The organism is Vibrio sp. MEBiC08052 (assembly GCF_001506075.1).
Classification (GTDB): domain Bacteria; phylum Pseudomonadota; class Gammaproteobacteria; order Enterobacterales; family Vibrionaceae; genus Vibrio.
This window is the reverse complement of sequence record NZ_KQ947475.1, coordinates 2,304,617-2,329,039: the sequence shown is the minus strand read 5'-3', so window position 1 is coordinate 2,329,039 and position 24,423 is coordinate 2,304,617. Positions and strand designations below refer to the sequence as shown.

Annotated in this window: 22 protein-coding genes; 17 read left to right on the top strand and 5 right to left on the bottom strand. The window is 44.7% G+C overall.

Annotated elements, in window-relative coordinates:
- Positions 1-150: 150 nt before the first annotated feature.
- Positions 151-750: a VOC family protein gene (locus tag VRK_RS10140; protein ID WP_059121252.1), complete on the top strand. Its 600-nt coding sequence runs from the start codon at positions 151-153 to the stop codon at positions 748-750.
- Here VRK_RS10140 and VRK_RS10135 read toward each other — a convergent pair.
- A complete protein-coding gene (locus VRK_RS10135; protein ID WP_059121251.1) occupies positions 747-3,524 on the bottom strand; it encodes an insulinase family protein in 2,778 nt (925 codons plus the stop codon). The two genes, VRK_RS10140 and VRK_RS10135, sit on opposite strands and share 4 nt — an antisense overlap.
- Before the next feature lie 235 nt (positions 3,525-3,759).
- On the opposite strand from VRK_RS10135, the gene sixA reads away from it, so the two are divergent.
- The 14 genes from sixA to VRK_RS10060 all read left to right on the top strand — a co-directional run bounded on the left by sixA (position 3,760) and on the right by VRK_RS10060 (position 18,735).
- The gene (sixA, locus tag VRK_RS10130) at positions 3,760-4,227 is read left to right on the top strand and encodes a phosphohistidine phosphatase SixA (protein WP_059121250.1); all 468 of its coding nucleotides are present in this window, start codon (positions 3,760-3,762) and stop codon (positions 4,225-4,227) included.
- A 417-nt stretch (positions 4,228-4,644) separates the two neighbouring features.
- Positions 4,645-6,738, top strand: coding sequence for a flagellar biosynthesis protein FlhA (flhA, locus tag VRK_RS10125; RefSeq protein ID WP_059121249.1), 2,094 nt, complete (start codon positions 4,645-4,647; stop codon positions 6,736-6,738).
- A 28-nt stretch (positions 6,739-6,766) separates the two neighbouring features.
- Positions 6,767-8,275, top strand: coding sequence for a flagellar biosynthesis protein FlhF (flhF, locus tag VRK_RS10120; RefSeq protein WP_059121248.1), 1,509 nt, complete (start codon positions 6,767-6,769; stop codon positions 8,273-8,275).
- Between the two features lie 13 nt (positions 8,276-8,288).
- Positions 8,289-9,176, top strand: coding sequence for a MinD/ParA family protein (locus tag VRK_RS10115; protein ID WP_038179946.1), 888 nt, complete (start codon positions 8,289-8,291; stop codon positions 9,174-9,176).
- A complete protein-coding gene (locus tag VRK_RS10110) occupies positions 9,169-9,903 on the top strand; it encodes an RNA polymerase sigma factor FliA (protein ID WP_059121247.1) in 735 nt (244 codons plus the stop codon). The genes VRK_RS10115 and VRK_RS10110 overlap by 8 nt, the downstream gene beginning before the upstream one ends.
- Positions 9,904-9,948: 45 nt before the next feature.
- Positions 9,949-10,317 (top strand): chemotaxis response regulator CheY, encoded by a 369-nt coding sequence (gene cheY / locus VRK_RS10105; protein WP_038179952.1) that lies wholly within the window; start codon positions 9,949-9,951, stop codon positions 10,315-10,317.
- 70 nt (positions 10,318-10,387) lie between these two features.
- A complete protein-coding gene (locus VRK_RS10100; RefSeq protein WP_059121246.1) occupies positions 10,388-11,110 on the top strand; it encodes a protein phosphatase CheZ in 723 nt (240 codons plus the stop codon).
- A gap of 9 nt (positions 11,111-11,119) precedes the next feature.
- Complete coding sequence (locus VRK_RS10095; RefSeq protein WP_059121245.1) at positions 11,120-13,465, top strand: chemotaxis protein CheA; 2,346 nt, start codon at positions 11,120-11,122, stop codon at positions 13,463-13,465.
- 24 nt (positions 13,466-13,489) lie between these two features.
- A complete protein-coding gene (locus tag VRK_RS21000; protein WP_059121244.1) occupies positions 13,490-14,602 on the top strand; it encodes a protein-glutamate methylesterase/protein-glutamine glutaminase in 1,113 nt (370 codons plus the stop codon).
- A gap of 9 nt (positions 14,603-14,611) precedes the next feature.
- Positions 14,612-15,391, top strand: a complete 780-nt coding sequence (locus VRK_RS20995; RefSeq protein WP_059121243.1) for a ParA family protein — start codon at positions 14,612-14,614, stop codon at positions 15,389-15,391.
- Complete coding sequence (locus VRK_RS10080; protein ID WP_059121242.1) at positions 15,381-16,451, top strand: chemotaxis protein CheW; 1,071 nt, start codon at positions 15,381-15,383, stop codon at positions 16,449-16,451. Before VRK_RS20995 ends, VRK_RS10080 begins: the two co-directional genes overlap by 11 nt.
- Before the next feature lie 47 nt (positions 16,452-16,498).
- Positions 16,499-16,993: a chemotaxis protein CheW gene (locus VRK_RS10075; RefSeq protein WP_021018794.1), complete on the top strand. Its 495-nt coding sequence runs from the start codon at positions 16,499-16,501 to the stop codon at positions 16,991-16,993.
- Positions 16,993-17,493: a DUF2802 domain-containing protein gene (locus VRK_RS10070; RefSeq protein WP_059121241.1), complete on the top strand. Its 501-nt coding sequence runs from the start codon at positions 16,993-16,995 to the stop codon at positions 17,491-17,493. The genes VRK_RS10075 and VRK_RS10070 overlap by 1 nt, the downstream gene beginning before the upstream one ends.
- Positions 17,494-17,979: 486 nt before the next feature.
- Entirely contained in the window at positions 17,980-18,735 is a 756-nt protein-coding gene (locus VRK_RS10060) for an MlaA family lipoprotein (RefSeq protein ID WP_059121239.1), read from the top strand.
- Between the two features lie 37 nt (positions 18,736-18,772).
- Here the strand turns inward: VRK_RS10060 and VRK_RS10055 are convergent, their stop codons facing one another.
- The 4 genes from VRK_RS10055 to sodB form a co-directional block, all read right to left on the bottom strand.
- Complete coding sequence (locus VRK_RS10055; protein ID WP_059121238.1) at positions 18,773-19,444, bottom strand: SDR family oxidoreductase; 672 nt, start codon at positions 19,442-19,444, stop codon at positions 18,773-18,775.
- Between the two features lie 176 nt (positions 19,445-19,620).
- Positions 19,621-20,145, bottom strand: coding sequence for a VC2046/SO_2500 family protein (locus tag VRK_RS10050; protein WP_231735759.1), 525 nt, complete (start codon positions 20,143-20,145; stop codon positions 19,621-19,623).
- Positions 20,146-20,425: 280 nt separating this feature from the next.
- Positions 20,426-20,773: a hypothetical protein gene (locus tag VRK_RS10045; RefSeq protein WP_059121236.1), complete on the bottom strand. Its 348-nt coding sequence runs from the start codon at positions 20,771-20,773 to the stop codon at positions 20,426-20,428.
- Between the two features lie 411 nt (positions 20,774-21,184).
- Entirely contained in the window at positions 21,185-21,769 is a 585-nt protein-coding gene (gene sodB, locus VRK_RS10040) for a superoxide dismutase [Fe] (RefSeq protein ID WP_059121235.1), read from the bottom strand.
- Positions 21,770-22,024: 255 nt separating this feature from the next.
- Here sodB and VRK_RS10035 point away from each other — a divergent pair, with 255 nt between their 5' ends.
- Together VRK_RS10035 and VRK_RS10030 are read left to right on the top strand one after the other, a co-directional pair.
- Positions 22,025-22,357, top strand: a complete 333-nt coding sequence (locus VRK_RS10035) for a Grx4 family monothiol glutaredoxin (protein WP_059121234.1) — start codon at positions 22,025-22,027, stop codon at positions 22,355-22,357.
- Positions 22,358-22,422: 65 nt separating this feature from the next.
- Positions 22,423-24,375: a DNA topoisomerase III gene (locus tag VRK_RS10030; RefSeq protein ID WP_059121233.1), complete on the top strand. Its 1,953-nt coding sequence runs from the start codon at positions 22,423-22,425 to the stop codon at positions 24,373-24,375.
- Positions 24,376-24,423: the final 48 nt, after the last annotated feature.

Below are 24,423 nucleotides of genomic sequence, written 5' to 3'. Positions count from 1 at the left end.
TTGCGATACACATCTCGATCGGGTTCAAAAATTGGCGCACATAATAGCAATTTTATTATCACTCTTATAGAGAAAAGCGCCTGAATTTTTCTACTTTCCACCAGATCCTGTTAGGATTCAACCAGTCTTTTAACCGATGATGGTAGCCAAATGCATTCTCTTCTCACCACAAACCGTTTTGTGCCAGCACAAATGTATCAGGCCGTGACGGCTTTTATTGATAAAATCAGTGCTCTATGTGATGTGCTGCAACTGGATTTAGCACCGTTCCAACTGGATCATATTGCCATGCGGATTAATGACCGGCAGCTTGCTGAAGCAGCCCGGAATGCTTGGTTAAATGAGGGAATGGAAATCTCATCGGCACAAATTAACGGGCGACCGATTATTGTGATCGAGCTGGAGAACCCGATCATGCTCGGAAGATGGTCAACGCGCTATTTGGAACTACCTTATCCGGCGCAAGGGAAGTCTTATCCGCGTCAAGGATGGGAGCATGTGGAATTTGTCATTCCTTCCGGTGCGACGAATATCGATGATTTTTTGCAGGATATTTGGCAGCGTTTCCCAGCTCTGGAGCAGATGTGGCCGACATTAGAACAACAAGGTATTACGGTAAAATGTTCTGCACCAAAAGGAGAGGGGGAGCGTTTGGCAAACCCGACGATTGCTTTTCGTCAGGGAGATATTTGCCTTAAGTTGCATCCCCATTCGCTGGCGCAAGTGATTGCTTCAGAACATCAAATCTAGCCGAGCTCATAAGCTTTTGGCATAAGTTGAAATGCTTCAATTGAGCCAATTTCTCGACCCAGAGTCAGCTGCTCGGCATCATGGTGCGCATTGCCCTGAGTGTGCATGATAAGGCGATTGGCCGTTCTGGGTTTCAGTTCATTGACAACAAAGCGGATCATATCTGAACGCGACAGTTGTTTCAGTTCCTGCAACACGAGTTCTCGTTGATTAAATTGGAGGTCTTTATTGCCGATCGCGACCCAAAAGCGTTGTGCCCGGCTTCTGAGGGTTGGATCCGGAATGGCAATTTGGTTGAACAAACCTCGTTTGCTGCTGTGCCATTGGTATTCGTTCAGTTCCAGTAAAACCAGATAAAAGGCATTGAGAAATTCATCAATCGAGGCGATTAAATCCACCGGTGCTGCATGAGGCGATTGCACATACATCACGATTCCCGGGTGGCGGTTCAGAGGGAGGTTCCCTGTCCCCACCATATAACCGAGCTGCTGTTTGGTCCGGATTTCATGGAAAAAGGTGGCAGACATCAAGTGATTGGCTAAAGAGTACAGCGCCACGTTTTTGGGCGAAATATCAGTACATTGATAGTACAACACGACGGCGGAATCATCCTGATCACAGAACACTTCCCGGCGGAAAGTACCTTGCTTACCCAACATGACCAAAGGACGAAGTGACTCTTCGTAACGTTGATCGCGAACGTGCAACGCTTGAATTAACTGCTGCCCGATTTGCAATGCATCCGATTTTCTCCAGTCACCATAAATGAACATCTCTACATGGAGTTGAGATAACATCTGATCGACAAACGGTGCCAGTTCCTGAACTTTGATGGTTTGCAGTGCTTCCAACAAGCTTTCATAAGGCGGGTTATTCGGCTGTAACAACCCGGTCATTGCATTGAACAACTGTGAAATCGGACGATCTTTTGCCGCATTTCGCCAGCTCCGTTCCAGTTGGTTTTTAACGGACATAAAGCGATGTTCACTGAATTCTCTTTTTTTGAAACGATCGAGAATTAATGCCAATAGTTCAGGTTGTTTCTGACTGAAACCAGAAATAGACAGCGTCACCCCACCTTGATGGGTATACATGTTATATCCCATCCCGGCAATTTCTGCTGGATAAGTCTCTTTCGCCAGTGAGTCGAGAAAAATCTCAACACACAAACGGGTCATGACGATATTGCGAGGACTCTGCACAGCATAAGGGCTATCAATGGCGACATAGATAACGCCTTTGGGAACTAAGAATTCCTGATCTTGCATATGCCACAGGCGAAATCCGTCACTTTCCTGAATGATTTGTGGTTGATCATCATCAGACTCGATCGATTTCGGCTGTAATCCGTGGCAGATGAAAGGATTGGGCCCGGGCAGTGTCATGCTGAGTGCTGACTGAGTCTGATGAAAATAGGCGAATTGAGCGTCAGTAAAAGGGGTGACGGAATACGGGGTGTAATACCAATTTGCGGTTTGGTCGTAATCGCCTCCCTGAGCCAATAGCGTCGCTCTGAGATTTTCTGGCACAAACTGATCGATAATCTCTCTAAGCTGCGTTTCATCATAGCCCTGCATCATATAATCGCCATAGATAGTATCCTCTTCTTGGTAATGCTGCATATTCATTACCAGATGGCTGACCATATCTAACGGGCGAGGAACTTCTTGATAACGGAACGTTGCTTCAAGCACCGCTTTCTTCTCTTCATAACGCCAAGCTTGCAGCCCTTGTTCCCGGATCAGGTTGATATAGCTGAAAACGGCCTGAATAATCGTGTTAACAGACGTAATCCCTGTTTCTGTAAGTAACATACTGATGGTAAATTCGCGGTAGTTACTGCCGCTGGTACCCCCACCGGCTGAAAGGCTCGTAATCCATCCTTTGTCTTTCAGTGCCTGCGTGAGACTGTCTTTTCCTTCATAGCCGAGTAAATGCGCGAAATAAGACAGTGGTTTTTGCTGGTAATAAATATCCATACAGGGTAATGGAAAGGACAAAAACAGCTTACGAATATCTTTAAGCGGTTCTACTTCAATCAGTAGTCCGGTATGTTGGTGTGTGACATAGGGTTCCTGAACGATTTTCCCCCGACGTTGTTGATTCATAATGTGCGCAAATCGTTGCGTGACCCACAGTTCCAGCGTATCGAGTGGCTCGGGAGCGATGACCGCCAATGTCATCAAGTCAGCAGAATAGTGCTCACGATGGAACTGCACAATTTCTTTACGAATACTGACCTGATTACGATCTGACAGGGTCTGTTCGTTCCCGACAGAAAACTTGGCAAAAGGATGCTGTGGATGAATGGTTTCTTTGTGCACTTGATACAGACGCCGGATATCATCATTGAGTTTGAGTTTATATTCTGATTCAATGGCTTGGCGCTCTTTGTCGAGAGATTCTTCATTAAATAGTGGTGCGGTAAAAAATTGGGCAAAGCGATCCAGTGCCTTTTCAAAGGTTGAAGTCGCAACGTCAAAAAAGAAACAACTATGCTCAGTTCCTGTCCAAGCATTGTGTGTTCCACCGTGTTGATTGATGAAATTTTGAAACTCGCCGGAGTTTGGGTATTTTTCCGTGCCTAAAAATAGCATATGCTCTAGGTAATGTGCTAACCCCTCACGATCGGTGGGATCATCAAAGTGTCCGACGTTGATTGCCAAAGCTGCTGCACTTTTGGGTGCATTGGGGTCACAAATCAATAGCACCCGAAGTTGGTTTGGTAAGGTGATATATCGGTAACTATTTGTATCATTTGGACTGATATGCACGAGACATGCCTCCAGACGTGGCTAGGGAATCGATTATTAGTATGACGTTGAAAACTGACGTCGCCAACCTCGGATAACAATTTTATGAGTAAAATGTTATTTTAATTTGCTCAATTCGAGTGAAGCAGCCAATATAGAGTTGAGGTTTCTCTAACGACGAAAATCAGGACTTGGCTATATTGAGTGAGTATGAACTCACCTGTGAGTTTAATGGTGTATTTAAGGTAGCCATCGTATGAAAATTTTTATTATGCGTCATGGAGAAGCGGGATATTGCGCGACAGGTGATGCGGATCGGCCTTTGACCGAACTTGGGAAGAGTGAGTCGGTTTCAGTGATGAAACAAGCGAATGACATACAGAAAATCAGTGTCGATAAGGTGTTGATTAGCCCTTATCTTAGAGCGCAAGAAACATGGCGGGAAATCGCTGCTTACGTTGAGGCTCGCAGTATCGAAACTTACGACGATATAACGCCTTACGGAAAATCAGATCGGGTGTTCGATTATTTGATGGCTTTGGCTGATATTGAACGAGTCAATTCATTTTTTCTCGTCTCCCACTTACCTTTGGTCGGCTATTTGACCAGTGAGTTCGTCAGAGACATGCCGGCACCGATGTTCCCAACATCCGGATTGGCTTGTCTTGATTACGTACCTGAGACACAACAGGGTGAATTATTGTGGCGTCTTGCGCCGAAATAGTTTGCCGCTGATAGCGGTGAGACGGGTTCTCAGACTTTTGTCAGAAAGGGAGGAACATTTAGGCAGTATGTTCCTCCCAACCTAGAGTTAAAGAGATGCTAATGTTGGGTCATTAATGTTTGCCTCTTGTCATGTTCCCAGAGAAATTGATTTTCTATATTTGTTGTATATCTTTTGATGACCCTATGTCTGACTGATAGGGCAGTCTCTGTTCTCTATTCGTTTCGTTGTTTAGCAATATTATTCCGAGTTTCATCTATATCATTTCAGTGCTCCGAGTGATGCCCTATCTGCGAGCCATAAATTTGACATGTTTATGGTGCAATTATTGCATGAAGCGAGAAATCCAGAAATTCCCAACGACGGCCTGATGTTCAGGCACTTCAATTCCCAACAGAGAATTATAAACGGTCATCTATGAAGTTTACGCTGCCATTTGCTGACAAATTACCCGCCATTCCACGGAGAACGATCCCTGCTATCGGTGCTCCTGTCATGGTACTTGCGACGCTGGGGATGGTGGTTTTGCCTATCCCGGCATTTATGTTGGACCTCTTTTTTACGTTTAACATTGCTTTGTCGATGGTCGTCTTGCTGGTGACCGTATATACGCGCAGACCACTCGACTTCGCTGCATTCCCTTCTGTATTGCTGATTGCAACGTTATTGCGTTTGGCATTGAACGTTGCATCGACTCGGGTAGTTTTATTGTATGGTCATGGCGGCCCGGGAGCTGCCGGTAGTGTGATCGAAGCATTCGGTAGTGTGGTGATTGGTGGGAACTATGCTGTGGGTCTGGTGGTTTTCCTGATTTTGATGATTATTAACTTTATGGTTGTCACCAAAGGGGCCGGACGGATTTCTGAAGTAAGTGCTCGCTTTACGTTGGATGCTTTGCCCGGGAAACAGATGGCCATTGATGCTGATTTGAATGCGGGGTTGATTGATCAGGAACAAGCACGTCTTCGTCGGTTTGAAGTGACGAAAGAAGCTGACTTTTACGGTTCGATGGATGGTGCTTCAAAGTTTGTGAAAGGTGATGCGATTGCGGGGATTCTCATCCTATTCATCAACATTGTTGGTGGATTGACAATTGGGATGATTCAGTATGACCTGAATTTCGGTGAGGCGATTCAGATATATACCTTGTTGACCATTGGTGACGGTCTGGTCGCTCAAATTCCGTCATTGCTCCTATCTATCGGCGCCGCGATTATGGTTACGCGTCAAAATACCGATGAGGATATGGGGCAGCAAGTGATCTTCCAGCTGTTCGACAATCCGAAAGCTCTCATGATTACGGCTGCAATTCTAGGTGTAATGGGAATTGTGCCCGGTATGCCTCATTTCTCTTTCTTGCTACTGGCCTCTCTGGCTGGTGGCGGGGCTTATCTTTTACGTAAAAAACAACACAAAGCTGCTGAAGACAAGAAATTACCCGCAGAAATGGATACTGAGTCTCCGAGATTAAAAGAGCTGTCTTGGGATGATGTTCAGCCGGTTGATATTATTGGTTTGGAGGTTGGCTATCGGTTAATTCCGTTGGTGGATCGTGATCAAGGCGGAGAACTATTGGAGCGGGTAAAAGGAGTCAGAAAAAAACTATCACAAGATTTTGGTTTTCTGATTCCGCCCGTTCATATTCGGGATAATCTCGAGTTAACCCCGAACAGTTACCGGATTACTTTGATGGGAGTTGCTGTCGGGGAAGCAGAGATTCGGCCTGATCAGGAGTTGGCGATCAATCCAGGGCAAGTCTATGGACTGATTGACGGCGAGCAGACTTCTGACCCTGCGTTTGGTTTAGAAGCGGTTTGGATTCGTGAGGATCAGCGAGAACACGCTCAGGCATTGGGTTATACCGTTGTCGATTCATCGACGGTATTAGCGACCCATTTGAGTCAGTTACTGACGAATAATGCTGCCCAGTTGATCGGTCACGAAGAGGTTCAGAATTTGTTGGAGATGTTATCGCGTAGTGCTCCAAAACTGGTTGAAAACTTTGTGCCGGACCAACTGCCATTGGGCACTGTGGTTAAGGTTCTGCAAAATTTATTGAATGAAGCGATCCCGATTCGCGACATCCGTACCATTGTTCAAACCCTTGCAGAATATTCTGGGAAGAGTCAAGAACCTGACATTTTGACGGCTGCTGTTCGGATTGCTCTGAGACGGCTAATTGTTCAGGAAATCAATGGAATAGAACCTGAATTGCCGGTGATTACGTTGATTCCTGAGTTGGAACAATTATTGCATCAGACTATGCAAGCGTCAGGTGGCGAGTCTGCGGGGATTGAACCCGGCCTCGCTGAACGACTTCAATCTTCTTTGAGTCAGGCGACTCAGGAGCAGGAGTTGAAAGGTGAGCCTGCTGTTTTACTCACATCCGGTGTTCTGCGCGCCACACTGGCTAAATTTGTGAAAAATACGATACCCAACTTGCGCGTGCTTTCTTATCAGGAGATTCCTGACGAGAAACAGATTCGAATTGTACAGGCTGTCGGTAACTAGCAGATAAACATGATGGTGGGTTGCTGCTTTGAAGATAAAACGATTTTTTGCTAAAGACATGAAAACAGCACTACTTCAAGTGAAAGAGGAACTTGGGGTCGATGCGGTGATCATGTCTAATAAAAAAGTTGCAGGTGGGGTAGAAATCGTTGCTGCGGTTGACAGCGATACTGTTGCTCCCAAAACACAAGTTCACGGTTATAATTCTCAACCGCGTTACCGGGATGCGTCTTCGCCTTCAGTCGGTTCATCAAAACGACGTGAGCTAGAAGAGGATCGCGTCCAGCTCGGTCAACGTACTGCGGCAACGCTTCAGAAACCACAACGGCAACAACAGCCGTCAAGTCAACGTGGTTCCATGACCAACCGTTTTGCCAATTTACTGAAACAGTATACGCCAGCTCAGTCAGACGAAGAGCCGGCTCGTGAAGATTCGTTATCATCTCTGTTACAGCGTCAGGCAAAAGAAAAGAATGCTTCAGCGAGCAATACTTCTCCACGCCATGGGGATCACTCGCCAGTTAGTCGATGGGAAGAGCGAGAAGAACCTCACAAGCCTCAACTGGATCCTTCTCGTTATGAACGTCGCCACAAACGTGAAGAAGACGTTCAGAATACGCAGGATTTTGAGTTGATGAAAGAAGATATCAATTCGATTCGTCGTCTTCTGGAACATCAAGTTTCCGGTTTAATGTGGCAGGAGGTTGAACGTCGAGAACCGCTCCGAGCCATGTTAATCAAGCGATTGTCTCGGATGGGGCTGTCGCTGGAACTGGCGGATCAGCTTGCTTGTTATATACCGGAAGATACACCTCCCCCCAAAGCATGGCGTGCTTTGCTTGGATTAGTGTCGGATCAAATTCCGGTGGTCAATCAGGATATTTTAAAGCGAGGCGGAGTTGTCGCCTTGCTCGGACCGACGGGTGTCGGGAAGACGACAACCGTGGCAAAACTGGCTGCCAGAGCAGCAATGGAATACGGTTCGGATAATGTCGCGCTGGTAACAACGGATACTTACCGTATTGGTGCCCATGAGCAGTTAGCGATATATGGCAGAATTATGGGATGCCCTGTAAAAGTTGCTAAAGATTCCAACGAGTTAGCCGATGTAGTTCAACAGTTACGAAATCGACGTCTGATTCTTGTGGATACAGCAGGTATGGGCCAACGAGATGTGCGTTTGTCTGAACAACTTGACACTTTAATGCAGGATCGCGGTGGCGTGATCAAAAGTTATTTAGTTTTACCAGCAACAGCACAAAGAAAGGTACTTCAGGAAACCATTGACCACTTCAGACGAATTCCCTTATCCGGATGCATCATGACTAAATTAGATGAATCCCTGAGTTTGGGAGAGTTTGTGAGTGTGGTGGTAGAAAATGCGTTACCAGTCGCTTATATCGCGAATGGCCAGCGTGTCCCTGAAGATATTGTGATTGCTCAGCCAAAATATATGGTAGCGAAAGCGAACGAATTGCTAGAGAAGTCGGCTGACAATGAGCCTCACTACTGGAGCAGTGACTCAGAGAGAATCTAGGCGGCGAATAGATATGACAGATAAAATGATTTTCGACCAAGCAAGCGGCCTGCGCCGTTTAAGCCAACCAACACTGACGAAAGTGATTGCAGTGACTGGTGGAAAAGGTGGCGTTGGAAAAACCAACGTAACTTTGGGTATGGCAATGAGTATGGCTCGTCAGGGCAAAAAAGTGATGGTGCTTGATGCTGATCTGGGATTGGCAAACGTAGATGTCATGTTAGGTATTCGTCCCAAAAAGAATCTGGGGCATGTTCTGGCTGGTGAGTGTGAATTAAAAGATGCTATCGTTGAAGGACCATATGGGATTAGAATTATCCCGGCGACTTCCGGCACTAAGTCCATGGTTGAATTATCCCATGCGCAACATATTGGATTAATTCGGGCATTTGGCAGTCTGGAAGAAGAAATGGACGTGCTGTTGGTTGACACGGCAGCAGGTATTTCTGATATGGTTGTGAGCTTTGCCCGAGCAGCTCAGGATGTTGTTGTCGTTGTTTGTGATGAACCAACGTCAATTACCGATGCTTATGCTTTAATTAAGTTATTGAGCCGTGAGCATCAGGTGCCGCGTTTTAAGATTGTAGCAAACATGGTGCGGAGTTATCGGGAGGGGCGTGAGTTGTTCGCGAAGTTGACTTTAGTCACAGAGCGGTTCCTGAATGTCGGTATAGAACTCGTCGCATGCATACCTTTAGACGATAATGTACGTCAAGCTGTGAAAAAACAAAAAATCGTTGTTGATGCATTTCCACGTTCACCGGCATCGCTCGCGATTAGCTCTTTGGCGAATAAAGCATTAACATGGCCGATACCCAAAACACCGAGCGGCCATTTGGAATTTTTTGTTGAACGGTTGCTAAATCGAACTGAAATAGTAGGGGAACCTTTTGGTGAATAAGGCGCTGACGTACGATCAATATGGAAATATCAATAATCAGCAGGCTTTTCTGGAAAAGTATTCTGTATTGGTTAAGCGTATCGCACACCACTTGATCGGACGGTTACCACCGAGTGTTCAGGTCGAAGATTTAATTCAAGCGGGAATGATCGGACTACTCGAAGCGCAAAAAAACTATGATAATAGTAAAGGCGCCAGTTTTGAAACTTATGCGGGGATCCGTATTCGGGGAGCAATGCTGGATGATATTCGTCGTGGAGACTGGGTTCCCCGATCCGTTCATAAATATAATCGTGAGATCAGCCAAGCAATTTCGGTACTTGAAGGTGAATTAAATCGTGAACCGACCGATACAGAGGTTGCTAAGTATCTGGGAATGTCGTTAGATCAATATCATAGTATCGTTACCGATATAAACAGTTCTCGGATTGTTGGTATCGAAGATTTAGGGGTTTCTGATGACGCGATATCACCTTTTGATAGTGATGATGACAATTCACCATTTAAAGGTGTTGCTGACGAATCATTTCGTAAAGCATTGGTTGAATCAATAAAATCGCTTCCTGAACGTGAAGCTTTAGTACTTTCGCTCTATTATGATGAAGAGCTAAACTTAAAAGAAATTGGTGAAGTGCTTGGTGTAAGTGAGTCTCGCGTAAGCCAAATATTAAGCCAAACCATGCAGCGTTTAAGAACAAAGCTGCGTTCTTGGACACAAAATGACTAAATATCACTGATCTCATACTCAGTGGAGGCAATTTTGAATAAAAACATGAAAATCCTTATTGTTGACGATTTTTCAACAATGCGCCGAATAGTGAAAAACCTGCTCCGCGACTTGGGTTTTAATAATACTCAAGAAGCTGATGACGGGTTAACGGCTTTGCCTATGCTTAAGAAAGGTGATTTTGACTTTGTCGTGACCGACTGGAATATGCCGGGAATGCAAGGGATTGATTTACTGAAACACATTCGTTCTGATGAGGAGCTGAAGCATCTTCCTGTGTTGATGATTACAGCTGAAGCGAAGCGTGAGCAAATTATTGAAGCTGCTCAGGCAGGCGTGAATGGCTATATTGTCAAACCATTTACAGCGGCTACGCTTAAGGAAAAGTTGGATAAAATCTTTGAGCGTTTATAAGTCTTGAACTTTGATCTGAGTACCTGATCAGGTAAGAGAAACATTTATTCGCGTATAAAGGCTCTTCAGGATGATTGAATTAGAACAAGCACAACAGCTCGTCCATTTATTGGAAAGCGGCAAAAAAGAAGAAGCTAATGCATTATTGGTGGGTATATACAAGGCTAAATCCGCTGATCCTATGTTTCGGCAGATTGGTGAGCTGACCCGAGAACTGCATGAATCGATAAAGGAATTTACCATTGATGAACGGATGAGTGAGATTGCAACAGCTGAAATTCCTGATGCAAAAGATCGCCTCCAGTATGTCATTTCCAAAACCGAGGTTGCTGCTAACAAAACGATGGATGCTGTTGATCGCTGTATGCCTATCGCTGATCAATTGCATCAGACGCTATTGGATGTTCGTCCTCAATGGAACGAGCTCATGAAAGGTCGAATCGCATTAGATGAGTTTAAAGCACTCTGCCATCGAATTGACGATCTACTCAGTCAGATTGAAGGTGATAGTTCGGAGTTGCGTGGTGAGTTGATGGACATTCTCATGGCTCAAGATTTCCAAGACCTGACAGGACAGATTATTCGGCGGGTTATCACATTGGTTAATGAAGTCGAGCAGCGATTGGTCGACATTCTTACCGTGTTTGGAACAGAGCAATCAGAACAACAAGAAGATAAGACAAAACATCAGTCTACTGATCCTGAGGGGCCAATTTTGAATCCTCATGAAAGAAGTGATGCTGTTTCATCTCAAGACGAAGTTGACGATTTGTTATCGAGTCTTGGTTTTTAGAGGTGCCGTATGAGCTACGAATTAGATGAAGATATTTTACAGGATTTTTTAGTTGAGGCAGGTGAAATATTAGAGCTGTTGTCCGAGCAGTTGGTTGAGCTTGAAAATAATCCTGAAGATAACGACCTTTTAAATGCAATCTTTCGAGGGTTCCATACGGTAAAAGGGGGCGCTGGTTTCCTTGCTTTAACTGAGTTGGTTGCAACCTGTCACGGTGCCGAAAATGTCTTCGATATATTGCGTAACAGACAGCGAAAAGTAACATCTGGCCTCATGGATACGATGTTACGGGCTTTAGATACTGTAAACGAACAGTTCCAAGCTGTGCAAGATCGTGAACCTCTCGAACCCGCAGATCCAACCTTATTGGAAGAGTTGCACCGACTTTCTCAACCTGCCTCAGCAGATGAAGATGAATCAGAGGATATCCTGCTCTCGTCGGATACATCATCAGATGATGACACATCATTGTTTGATGAAGAGCCAGCAGCATCTGTTGAAGAGACGCCTCAACCAGAAAATAAAGCTGTTTCTGACACGACAAGCGCTAACTCAATTGATGAAATTACCCAAGATGAGTTTGAGCAACTGCTGGATGAGCTCCATGGCAAAGGAAAATCTCCGGCCCATGGCTCTCAGTCTGCATCAAAAGAAACTGTGCCAAAAGAATCAGTTCAGGCATCTAAAGCATCATCACCGCAGCAGACCACGAGTGATAGTGGTGATATTACCGATGATGAATTCGAGAAATTACTTGATGAACTGCACGGTGTAGGGAAGGGGCCTTCAGTTGAAGGGAAAGAACCTGTTGCGGCACCGCCACCGAAGAAAACACCAGCAGCAGATTCAACTGTTCAGTCGTCAGCATCAGCCTCAAATAGCAGTGACAGTGATTTGATGACCGATGACGAGTTCGAAAAATTACTGGATGAGTTACATGGCGCAGGCAAAGGGCCGTCCATAGAAGAGTTGGAAATGGCGGTCAGACCGGCGTCAGCAAATCTTGAACCTGTTACGAAAGCAACCGAACCTCCGAAAAAAGCAACTGCAGCACCACCAAAAGCGAGCGCGCAAGCGAAACCATCGGTCACCCCGCCAGTCCAAGAGAAGCCAGAAGCTCAAACACAGGTCGCGACTCGGGAGTCCAAGGAAGTTGCCGTAGCGAAAAAAACACAGGCTGAAGCGAGTGTCCGTGTCGATACTTCCACACTGGATACTATCATGAATATGGTCGGTGAGCTGGTACTTGTTCGAAATCGCCTGCTCAGTCTTGGTTTGAACAGCAATGATGAAGAAATGTCAAAAGCTGTATCGAATTTAGATGTAGTGACTGCCGATCTGCAAGGTGCAGTCATGAAAACGAGAATGCAGCCGATCAAGAAAGTATTTGGTCGTTTCCCTCGTGTTGTTCGGGATTTGGCGAGAAGTCTGAAGAAAGATATTGTGCTGGAAATGCGTGGTGAAGATACCGATTTGGATAAAAATCTGGTTGAGGCACTGGCAGACCCACTGATTCACTTGGTCCGCAACTCTGTTGACCACGGGATTGAAATGCCGGATGACCGTATGAAAGCCGGCAAGCCTCGAACTGGGAAAGTGCTGCTATCTGCATCGCAAGAAGGTGACCACATTGAACTTTGCATCATCGATGATGGTGCGGGCATGAACCCGGATAAACTGAGAGGTATTGCAGTTAAGAAAGGGCTCATGGATGAAGATGCCGCTTCTCGTTTGACCAATAAAGAGTGCTTTAACCTCATTTTCATGCCGGGCTTCTCCAGTAAAGAACAGATTTCTGACATCTCTGGTCGTGGTGTTGGTATGGACGTGGTCAAAACAGCGATTAACACTCTGAATGGTTCGATCGACATCGACTCCGAAATTGGGAAAGGTACCAAAATTGCTATTAAAGTTCCATTGACGCTGGCAATTCTGCCTACACTGATGGTCGGTGTCGCTGGGAGTCCATTCGCATTACCACTGGCGAGTGTGAGTGAGATTTTCCATCTGGATTTGAGCCGGACTAACGTGGTTGATGGACAACTGACCATTATTGTGCGTGAAAAATCCATCCCTTTGTTTTATTTACAAAATTGGCTTGCGCCTCGTCGGGGCATTATTGAGCATCGTAAAGGGCATGGACATGTTGTCATTGTACAGTTGGGGAACCAGAGGGTTGGTTTCGTCGTGGATACATTGATAGGACAAGAAGAAGTCGTGATTAAGCCGTTGGATAATTTGCTGCAAGGAACGCCGGGGATGGCTGGGGCAACGATTACCAGTGATGGACATATTGCATTAATACTGGATGTTCCTGATTTATTGAAAAACTATGCGGCAGCATCTCGCATCTAACTGATTGGTTGAATAAGGGAAAATATGGCGATAAGAGTTTTAGTGGTTGATGACTCCAGTTTTTTCAGACGTCGTGTTAGTGAAATCATTAACTCGGAATCGCGTTTAGAAGTTATTGACGTCGCAATCAATGGCCGTGAGGCGGTTGAAAAGGCAAAAAGCTTAAATCCAGACGTCATTACGATGGATGTCGAGATGCCAGTGTTAGACGGTATCTCTGCTGTGAGAGAAATAATGGCAGATAATCCGACGCCAATATTGATGTTCTCTTCCCTTACTCATGATGGTGCAAAAGCAACACTGGATGCGCTCGATGCTGGCGCGATGGATTTTCTGCCCAAGAAATTTGAGGACATTGCCCGTAACCGTGATGAAGCGGTAACGTTATTGCAACAGCGTGTTTTAGAGATTGCACGGAAGAAAGCTTATCTTCGTCGCGTTTCTCCGCTTGCTTCACGTTCGAATACCACAGTTTCACCATCGACTCAGACAGGGCGAGTGACTCGCCCTTTGAGCGGTGGTGTCAGCTCAGTACCGATTCGTTTTAAAGCCAGTGGTAAACGATATCAATTGACTGCTATCGGAACATCAACCGGGGGCCCGGTCGCTCTGCAAAAAATACTGGTGAAGTTACCCGCGAATTATCCCCATCCTATTTTGTTGATCCAGCATATGCCAGCGACATTTACTGCTGCTTTTGCCAGCCGCCTTGATTCTCTATGTCAGATATCGGTTAAAGAAGCGGCTGATGGTGATGTTTTACGATCGGGGGTTGCTTACTTGGCTCCGGGTGGTAAACAGATGATGGTGGAAGGTCGGCCGGGAACTGCCAAAATTCGTATTCTCGATGGCGGTGAACGCATGAACTATAAACCTTGTGTCGATGTGACGTTTGGTTCCGCATCAAAGATTTACGCAGATAAAGTTCTTTCTATCGTACTGACCGGCATGGGGGCTGATGGTCGGGAAGGTGCCCGGATGTTGAAGCAAGCTGGGGCAACGATTTGGGCACAAGACGAAGAGAGTTGTGTTGTGTATGGTATGCCTCAGGCTGTCGCTAAAGCGGGAATATCGTCTGAAAGTTTGCCTTTGGAACGTATCGCTGAGCGTATTTTGGTAGAAGTGGGTCTTGCATAAGGAAAACCGATGATTGTTTGGAGTATTGCCAATCAAAAAGGTGGAGTGGGAAAAACAACGACAACCATTACGTTGGCTGGTCTGTTATGCAAAAAAGGTCATCGGGTGCTTCTGGTGGATACAGACCCACACGCTTCACTGACGACTTATCTCGGTTATGATTCTGATCATGTTGAGTCAAGCTTATTCGATCTATTCCAATTGTCATCTTTGGAAGAAAAATCAGTGCGTCCTCTCATTATTGAGACCGATATTGAAGGTATGGATCTGATTCCGGCTCATATGTCTCTGGCAACGCTGGATCGTGTGATGGGTAACCGGAGTGGGATGGGACTGATTCTAAAAAAAGCATTGCTGGCGCTTCGTCATCAATACGACTATGTATTAATCGATTGTCCACCTATTTTGGGCGTTATGATGGTCAATGCTCTGGCGGCCAGCGACCGAATTTTGATTCCTGTTCAGACTGAATTTCTGGCGATGAAAGGCTTGGAACGAATGGTACGGACGCTTAGTATCATGCAAAAGTCACGAAGCCGGGAGTTTAAAGTAACGATTGTTCCGACCATGTATGACAAAAGAACAAGAGCCTCTCTGCAGACATTAACCCAATTGAAGAAAGATTATCCGGATCAAGTCTGGACGTCTGCCGTGCCGATTGATACTAAGTTCAGAGATGCGAGTCTGAAACGTTTGCCAGCGTCTCACTTTGCTGAAGGTAGTCGGGGGGTCTTTGCATACAAACAATTGCTTATCTACTTAGAGAGGTTGGCGATTAATGAATCGTGATGTCGCGTTATCGAGTGAACAGGCTCTAGACGATTACTTTGCTGCTTTGTTAGATGAAGAAGCAGAGGAGTTAGAGCTGGTTCAAGAAAAAAACGCACAACTTTCGCAAGAATCTGAAGTTGTACCACAATTACAGGCACAGCGTGTTAGTGTTACTGAACCATCTGAAACTCATCAAGATGAAGCGTTGTTTCCGAATCTTGAGGATGTGCAGCGACTCTTGAATCAGTTGGAGTCATCAAATCCAGTCGATGAAATTGAAGATATTGAAGCATTGTTGGATAAAAATACTCAGGAAATCTTTGCTCATCAAGACGTACGTGTCGAAGCAGATGAGATACAGGACTGGGATATTGACCTTCAATCTGAAGATGTGATCGAAGTTGCAGTACCATCTGATGTTGAAATTGCATTGGGAGATGAGATTGCGACAGCTGAAGTTATCAGTGAGCCTCTGACTGTTGAGCCTGAACCTGAGATGATAGTTCAGACCACTCAAGTGGAAGATGTTCAGGAAAATATTGAACAGCAGTCGGACACTCAGCCTGAACCTCAGACTCAGGTTGGTGGCACGGTTGGAGATATTACCTGGCATAGTACCGAACGGGCTGAAAATTTCCAGGTGTTGTATTTTGAAGTTAATGAAATTCTATTTGCTGTTCCGTTGGATGAATTAGGTGGTATCCATCGTCTTGAAAAAGTTAGCCATTTAATTGGTAGGCCCCGATGGTATCTCGGCTTACAGACCAATCGTGATCAGCAATTGGATGTGGTCGATACAGCCCGTTGGGTGATGGCAGAAAAGTTAAAAAATGATGATTATAAGGAATCCTATCAATATATCGTGATGCTTGGTGACAGTTCTTGGGGGCTCGCATGTGATCAATTGAGAGGAACCGAATCATTGAATCCTGAAAAGGTTCGTTGGCGTGAACGGGCTGGAAAACGCCCTTGGCTTGCCGGAATGGTAAAAGAGAAAATGTGTGCTTTGATTCATGTTGAAGCATTAACCGCCATGTTAAAGGCCGGATTAGATGTTAAAGCACTCGATAATGATTAGATTTACCGAAAACATTAGTGTCGGATTCGACTTAGAGAGGATAAGGTATGTCTCATACAAATGAAGTAGAAGTGAAAAAAGATAAGTCTAATGATGAAGTGCTTCAGTGGGTGACGTTCCAGTTAGAGGAAGAAACTTACGGCATTAATGTGATGCAAGTTCGGGAAGTCCTTCGCTATACTGAGATCGCCCCTGTTCCCGGAGCACCTGATTATGTGCTGGGGATTATTAACCTACGGGGAAATGTGGTGACGGTTATTGATACCCGTTCTCGTTTTGGTTTGATCGACGGTGAAGTGACCGACAATACTCGGATTATTGTGATTGAGTCTGAACGTCAAGTTATCGGTATTTTGGTTGATAGTGTTGCAGAAGTCGTTTATTTGCGAACCTCTGAGATTGACACCACACCAAGTGTCGGAACAGATGAAAGCTCTAAATTCATTCAAGGTGTCAGCAATCGGGAAGGCAAGCTGTTGATTCTGGTTGATCTGAATAAGCTTTTGAATGATGACGAGTGGGATGAAGTGGCTCACTTATAATGTATCGTGACATTTTATTGAGCTTTCCCGTATTGCTCGGGGGAGCTATTTTTGTTGTTTGCTTGTTGTTCCTGACAATATACCGTTTAAGACGCCTGATTTTAAAGCAGTCTGAAATACGTCGTCAGGAGTCAAGAGTATTAGATAAATCGCTGCAAAAGGCGAATAAACAGCTTGTTGAACTGCGTTCTGTGGTCGTCGGGCTGGGGCAAAAAATCTCCGAGCAGGAGCAAATTATCCTGCATCAGGATGAGCGAATTAAAGAGTTGGAACAGCAAGACAGTGATGCCCGACTTTACACCCGAGCCTCTAAAATGGTGCAGCTTGGCGCTGATATCAATGAACTGATAGAAGAGTGTGAATTGCCTAAAGCTGAGGCAGAACTGATGCTTTCACTACAGAAGAAACTCTCTGGAGAGGAAAAAGTGCCACCGTTGGAGGCTCGTCCGGAAGATGGCTCTGTCAAGCGGAAGGTAGCTCCAAGAAAGAAAAGTGTATAAATGATAAAGAAGGACGTTTACAGACTTCCTTTTTTATGGCTTTTAGAATATACGGACGAGTATAAGAATCTGTCTGAAAGATGGATATCTATCGAATTTTTTCTATTCTTTTTGCTCAGGTATAAACTCAAAGAAGGCGAGACGCACGATTTGTGCGTAGCAAGGCTGTTCGCTGTTGTAGTGTATTCTCATCGTGAACTTTTCCGGTCTCGATGATAAAAGTGTGCTAAATTTCTTCGAAGATATGCTGAATCAGTGGGCATTATTTGTCGAAATCGTTCGAATTGATTCAGAGCGTAATGTAGTAACATTCGAAAGATTTTTTATCAACAAACTGATCTGTCTACCCTGTAGAGTCGGTTGAAGTTGTTATTGATAAACAATATGAATATACTTAGCGGGTTTTGAGTGGTCGATCATAGGACGCAATTGCTCTGCCGGATTGACCGCTCGCATCTGAGTCAAGAAAGAAAACGGAAAAATAAAATGAATGACCGTATCAAGCGGCTTTGTCTAGGGTTTACTATATTGGTTTTGGTTGGATGTAGCACAACGGATCACACTAACCCTCAGAATCCTAATACATCGATAAATGATCCGCTTGAAGGTGTCAATCGCAGTTTTTGGACTCTGAATTACGATTATCTTGATCCTTATGTGATCCGACCCGTTTCTCTCGCTTATGTGGATCATGTACCCAATCCGATTCGCCGTGCTATCGCAAATTTTTTCTCAAATCTTGATGAACCGTCCAGTATGGTGAATAACTTGCTCATGGGCAATGGCCATCAAGCGTTGGATCATTTTAACCGTTTCTGGTTGAATACAACTTTCGGATTGTTCGGTTTAATTGATATTGCATCTGAAGCCGGGATTACCAAAGCCGATCAAAAAGGTTTTGGGGATGCTCTCGGGCATTACGGTGTTGGGAATGGCCCCTATCTGATGGTGCCAGCTGTCGGACCTTATACACCCCGTACTGCAACTGATTTAGTCGATGAGACCTATGCTCCGCTCTCTTACTTGAATATCTGGGGAAGCGTTTCAAAATTTATTTTTGAGGGGATGGAAAACCGAGCAGCGTTGGTAAGTCAGGAGTCAATATTGGAAAACTCACCTGATCCTTATGCATTGACTCGAGAAATCTACTTGCAGCATCAGGATTTCAAAGCTGAAATTGAGAAAAAAGAGACCTATGATCCAGAGCAGGAAGCGTTGTTTGATCAATATATGAGTGAATAAACACGATAATCTGGTCTGTATTCTGATGTCGGCTGATTCAAGCCGACATGGTTCTTCCACTAAAATACTCGTTTTCTACAATATATTCTGTATTCCGAATCAGTTCATCTAATAACATCGGTGTCGGTCGTGATTCACCATCGGCTGCTTCTAAAACGGGGATAACCGCTCCGACCCGTATATTGAATGGTGTGAGTTCTTTTGCCCAGCTTTGGGTAAATCCAGTGACCATTGATGCCGAGTTTTCAAAACCTTTGACCGTCTCTTGATCGGTATTCGAAATGATATTGACGATGACGCCTTCTTTTTTATCACGTCTCATACGTTCAGCACTCATCTGGCCAAATGAAAAAATCGTCGAAGCCATAATCGTCAGGTTGTTGGTAAACATCTCCAGAGGTTGTTCATCAGTCACTGAAGGTAATGGAGTATTGGGCCAGTGATTCACTAATATGTCCGGACCTTCATGATATTTCTCGGCAATAAAATTCAGTAATGCTTCGATTGAACCGGGTGTGTAATCCGGCAGAAAGAAATAACTGGTACTGGCTGAAAGCTCTCGGATTCTTGTATAAGTCGTCAGCAGCTCTTGTTGATGCGTGTCTGTCAGGACTATTTTCGCACCCAGTTGAGCGAAGCGCTCAGCTAATGCACTCCCCAACATAGTTGCTGATGAAGTGATTAGAATAATTGAATCCTTGATATGCATGACTGGCATTTTCCTGTGGTTCGTTATTGTTATTCATGTTTGATTAGCATGGTTGAACCCATCAGGTAAGGATGTGAAAAGGGTCAAAGAATATATTTTAAGCTACGTTATGTGAGCTGTTTTGGGGGGTAATTCACACAACCATCGGGGGGCACTGTGTGATTGCAGAGAAACAGTTAGGCCTGAGCTTGAATCTGGGACAATCTCCGGTTAGTAACTAATTGATTATAAAGTTCGTAGTTTAAAGATTGTGGTGGTGTTTTACCTTCCAACTGGCGACGCTGGTGACCGGAGAGGTTGTGATAAACCGATTCTTCCAGTTGATGGGTATGCTCGGGGAAATAAGACAAAGCATCCGGGCGTAGATAATGCTGAAGTTTTGCCGAACGTATCCCCCCTTGGTGAAATTGCAAAGCGATTTGAGCCCCGGACGCATAGGTCTCTTTGGCGGAACGTAAAGGTTGTGGGGATGCCAATGCAAAATGTTTGCGCAATTCACCATCGGTATGATGAATGGGATCAATCACTTCTGTTGCCGTGGTTTCACGCATATCGTTGGAGAGCATGGCAAGCAGCAATGCAAAATCGGCGCGTCGATTTTGTGCAATCGCCTGATTGACGTTCTGCCCACACTGCAGCTCGTTGATCAGGCTTGCTTTATCCAGCGTATGTTGGACTTCGGTGGTTTGCTGTAGCATCATTTTCTCCGTCTGATGCTTACATATCGGCAGTAGAGGAGATGACTTTAACGAATTCAGTGTTTTTACTATGTTGCGGGTTTTTGAAATAAGGAAATAAAATTACATCTAGTTGAACAGTCAGTCACCAAAAGAGAGAATTTATAGTGATTAATCTTTTTAATCACTATAAATAGATATCTGCTGAGAGTATGGTCAAGTCAGCCTTTTTTCTTGGAATAAAACTTCTCCATTAAGCTATTAGTGTAGTGGTTCATCGATGATATCGGCCTACAACTATAGATTAGTCTCCACGAATACCGATACGTTGAATGACAGGAAATGAACCTGGGTTATCTGTTTGTGGAAAAGAGTGGCAAACATTGTCTAAAACGGAGAAATATACCTTCTTATTTGCTAGCTTTGCTGCAAGTAAAACACTTAACGCGCTTTTGGTGTCTGAGGGAGGAAGCATGGCATAGGATTGAGTTTGGCTGCAATGTGCGGGGTTGGTTGTCCCCTCCGTTGGTATAAAAGATATACTTCCATCAGAGTATCCGGCAAATACAAAATCAATATGAGCAGCAGTATAAACCGCTTCAGCGTTAGCAAATGGTGAGATTAACGCCATAGTAAGTAACAACTTTTTCATTAATTTTCCTATATATTATTTTAATAAACAGTAAGTTAGAGAATGTAGAATGGCTTTTTATATTGCTTATCTATCACTTTAAAAAGATCTATTATGTTGAAATAATTCATATAAATATCATAATTTATATGAATGGGATGACCCAAGCAAATTCTGAGTTTTTCTTATGTATTTAATTAATTATTTTGTTGAATAAGAGAGTACTATTGGCATCTATCTCAAGTGAACTGTGTTGTGGCTTGAGGTTTGAGACGCTTACTGGCTTCGGTCTCGTTTGTCTGGTTTATATAAGTTTTTCGTTCAGCTGTGAATTTCGGAAAACATATATTAGGGAAAATCAAGCTCCAATACACATAAAAAAACCTCTGTCTGAGACAGAGGTTTTTATACAGCTAATTCAGAATAACCGAATTACTTCGCCAGATTTTCAGCCACAAAGTCCCAGTTAACCAGTGCCCAGAAAGCACTCATATAATCAGGACGCAGGTTGCGGTAATCGATGTAGTAAGCGTGCTCCCACAGGTCAACAGTCAGTAGTGGTGTTACACCAGCTTCAGTGATTGGTGTTGCTGCGTTGGATGTATTGACAATATCCAGAGAGCCGTCAGCTTTTTTCACCAACCAAGTCCATGATGAACCAAAGTTGTTGATGGCAGAATCAGTGAATTTTGCTTTGAAATCTTCGAAAGAACCAAACGCCTGATTGATTGCATCAGCAACGGCACCCGTTGGTTCACCACCGCCGTTTGGTGACAGGCAGTGCCAGTAGAATGTATGGTTCCAAATCTGAGCCGCGTTATTGAAAATGCCGCCAGATGAAGTTTTGATGATCTCTTCAAGTGACTTGTTTTCGAATTCAGTACCTGGGATCAGGCCATTCAGCTTAACCACGTATGTGTTGTGGTGTTTACCATGATGGTAGTCGAGTGTTTCTGCTGAAATATGAGGTTCCAATGCATCTTTTGCATAAGGAAGAGCGGGTAGTTCAAATGACATTGCTCAGTTCTCCATTGTGTTTGAAAGAGTATGTTCTTTCAGTTAGCTTCCAGAGTTATTTTCTTTTGATGTTCGTCAAGACGACTGACTTGGTTCTATTTTAGCAAGTTTTTACTTTATTAAAAGCACTAATTTATCAGCATAACCGGACCGCGTTGTATCCGGAATGAAAGAGACCATAATAATAATAGGCTTTTTATTCTCAGTTAATGATTTAGAATAGCCCATATTTTTAAACGCTCTGACGAGGACATCATGGAAACAATCGATAAAATTAAAAAGCAGATTTCTGACAATCCAATTCTGCTTTATATGAAAGGTTCGCCTAAGCTACCTAGTTGTGGTTTTTCATCTCAGGCAGCACAGGCATTGATGGCTTGTGGAGAAAAATTTGCTTATGTGGATATTCTCCAGAATCCGGATATCCGTGCAGAGTTACCGGTTTATGCCCAGTGGCCGACTTTTCCTCAGCTATGGATAGAAGGCGAACTGGTTGGTGGTTGTGACATCATTCTGGAAATGTTCCAGAAAGGTGAGCTGCAACCTCTGATTAAAGAAGCAGCAGCACGCGCAGAAAAAGAAGATTAAGCTGTATAAATTTACAGTTGATCCTGTTATGTTAAGGCCACAAATTTTTGTGGCCTTGATATTTTATGCCTCGTCTATTTATTGCTGAAAAACCGAGTCTCGGCCGTGCGATTGCCGAGGTTTTACCTCGTCCTCACCAGAAGGAGGATGGGTGTATTCGTTGTAGTAATGGCGATATCGTCACATGGTGTATCGGTCATCTTTTAGAACAGGTTGAACCGGAAGCCTACGATGAACGCTATAAGAAATGGCGACTGGAAGACTTACCGATTGTGCCGCAGCAATGGCAGCTTCGCCCTCGAAAATCTGCTTCACGGCAACTGACAGTCATTAAGAAACTACTCAAATCCTCATCCTTACAGATTGTTCACGCCGGAGATCCTGATCGCGAGGGTCAGCTTTTGGTGGACGAAGTGTTGGAGTACTGCCGTGTCAGTCAACAGCGTCGGGCCGACACGGAACGTCTATTGATCAATGATTTGAATCCGTCGGCAGTCAAACGGGCGCTACAACAAATTCGACACAACCGAGAATTTATACCACTTTCTGTCTCTGCATTGGCTCGCTCCCGGGCGGACTGGCTATATGGCATGAATATGTCGAGAGCGTATACCCTGTTAGGGCAACAGTCTGGTTATCAAGGGGTTCTCTCGGTGGGACGAGTTCAGACACCGGTACTCGGGTTAGTGGTTCGTCGGGATGAGACGATTGAAAACTTTGTACCTCGTGATTACTTTACTCTTCATGCCTTGATTCCATATCATACAGCAGATCAATCCTTTGATATCCGAGCACGTTGGAAGCCCAGTGAAGCCTGTCGCCCGTGGCAGGATGATGAAGGGCGTGTGCTTCATCGGCCACTGGTCGAAAACGTCGCGGGACGAATTCAAGGGCAGCCAGCGACGGTCACCGATTCAGAACAGAAACAAACGCGTCAAAATGCGCCGTTGCCTTATTCACTTTCGGCTTTACAGATTGATGCTGCGAAGAAATATGGTATGAGTGCCCAGCAAGTGCTGAATATCTGTCAGGGACTGTATGAAAAGCATAAGTTGATCACTTATCCCCGTTCAGATTGTCGCTATCTGCCCACGGAACATTGGCAGGCGTCGGCTGCCGTAACTGCTGCAATCTCAAATATTGCGCCAGCGCTACAGCAAGCGGTTGATGGTGCAGATTTATCTTTGAGATCCAAAGCGTGGAATGATAGTAAGGTCGATGCACACCATGCCATCATCCCGACACCGAAAACGAAGACTGCGATGTTGTCAGGCGATGAACAGAAAGTTTATCAACTCATTGCCAAGCAGTATTTGATCCAGTTTTACCCACCCGCGTGCTATGCCGAGTCTCAACTGGTATTTGAGATTGCCGGCGGAACCTTTATTGCCAAAGGTAAACAGATGGTTTCGCCCGGTTGGAAGACTGTCACAGGGTTTCGTGATGATGACCAAGATGGTCTTGAAACGGTTCCTCCGCTGACAAAAGGAACTATTTTGACATGTCGTGAAGGTGAGATCGGTAGCCATCAGACTGAGCCGCCACGACCTTTTACAGAAGCAACTTTATTGCTCGCGATGACGGGGATTGCCCGATTTGTTGAAGATAAATCACTGAAAAAAATATTACGGGAAACAGACGGGCTCGGAACGGAAGCAACCCGTGCCGGTATTATTGATATGCTGATCAAGCGTCAACTCATACAGCGGGAAGGAAAACAGATCCGCAGCACGCCGGCGGGGCGAGGACTGATTCATGCGTTACCCGTAGAATCGACATATCCGGATATGACCGCTCAATGGGAACATCAGTTGCAGGATATGGCAGAGAAAAATCAGGCTTATCAGCCATTTATGAACGCACTTACTCAACAGATTGATCATTTGATGCGACAAGTGAAAACTGCACCGCCACCGGACTCTTTACGTTCACTCCCTCAGCCGGTAAAGCGCTCACGGACAAGAAAGTCGTTCACTAAACGGAGGGTAAAGCAATCATCTACTGCTTCATCATCCTGAGAAGGCTAAGAGAGGCTCGGGCATTTGTGCAGAAGGTTTTAATTGTGA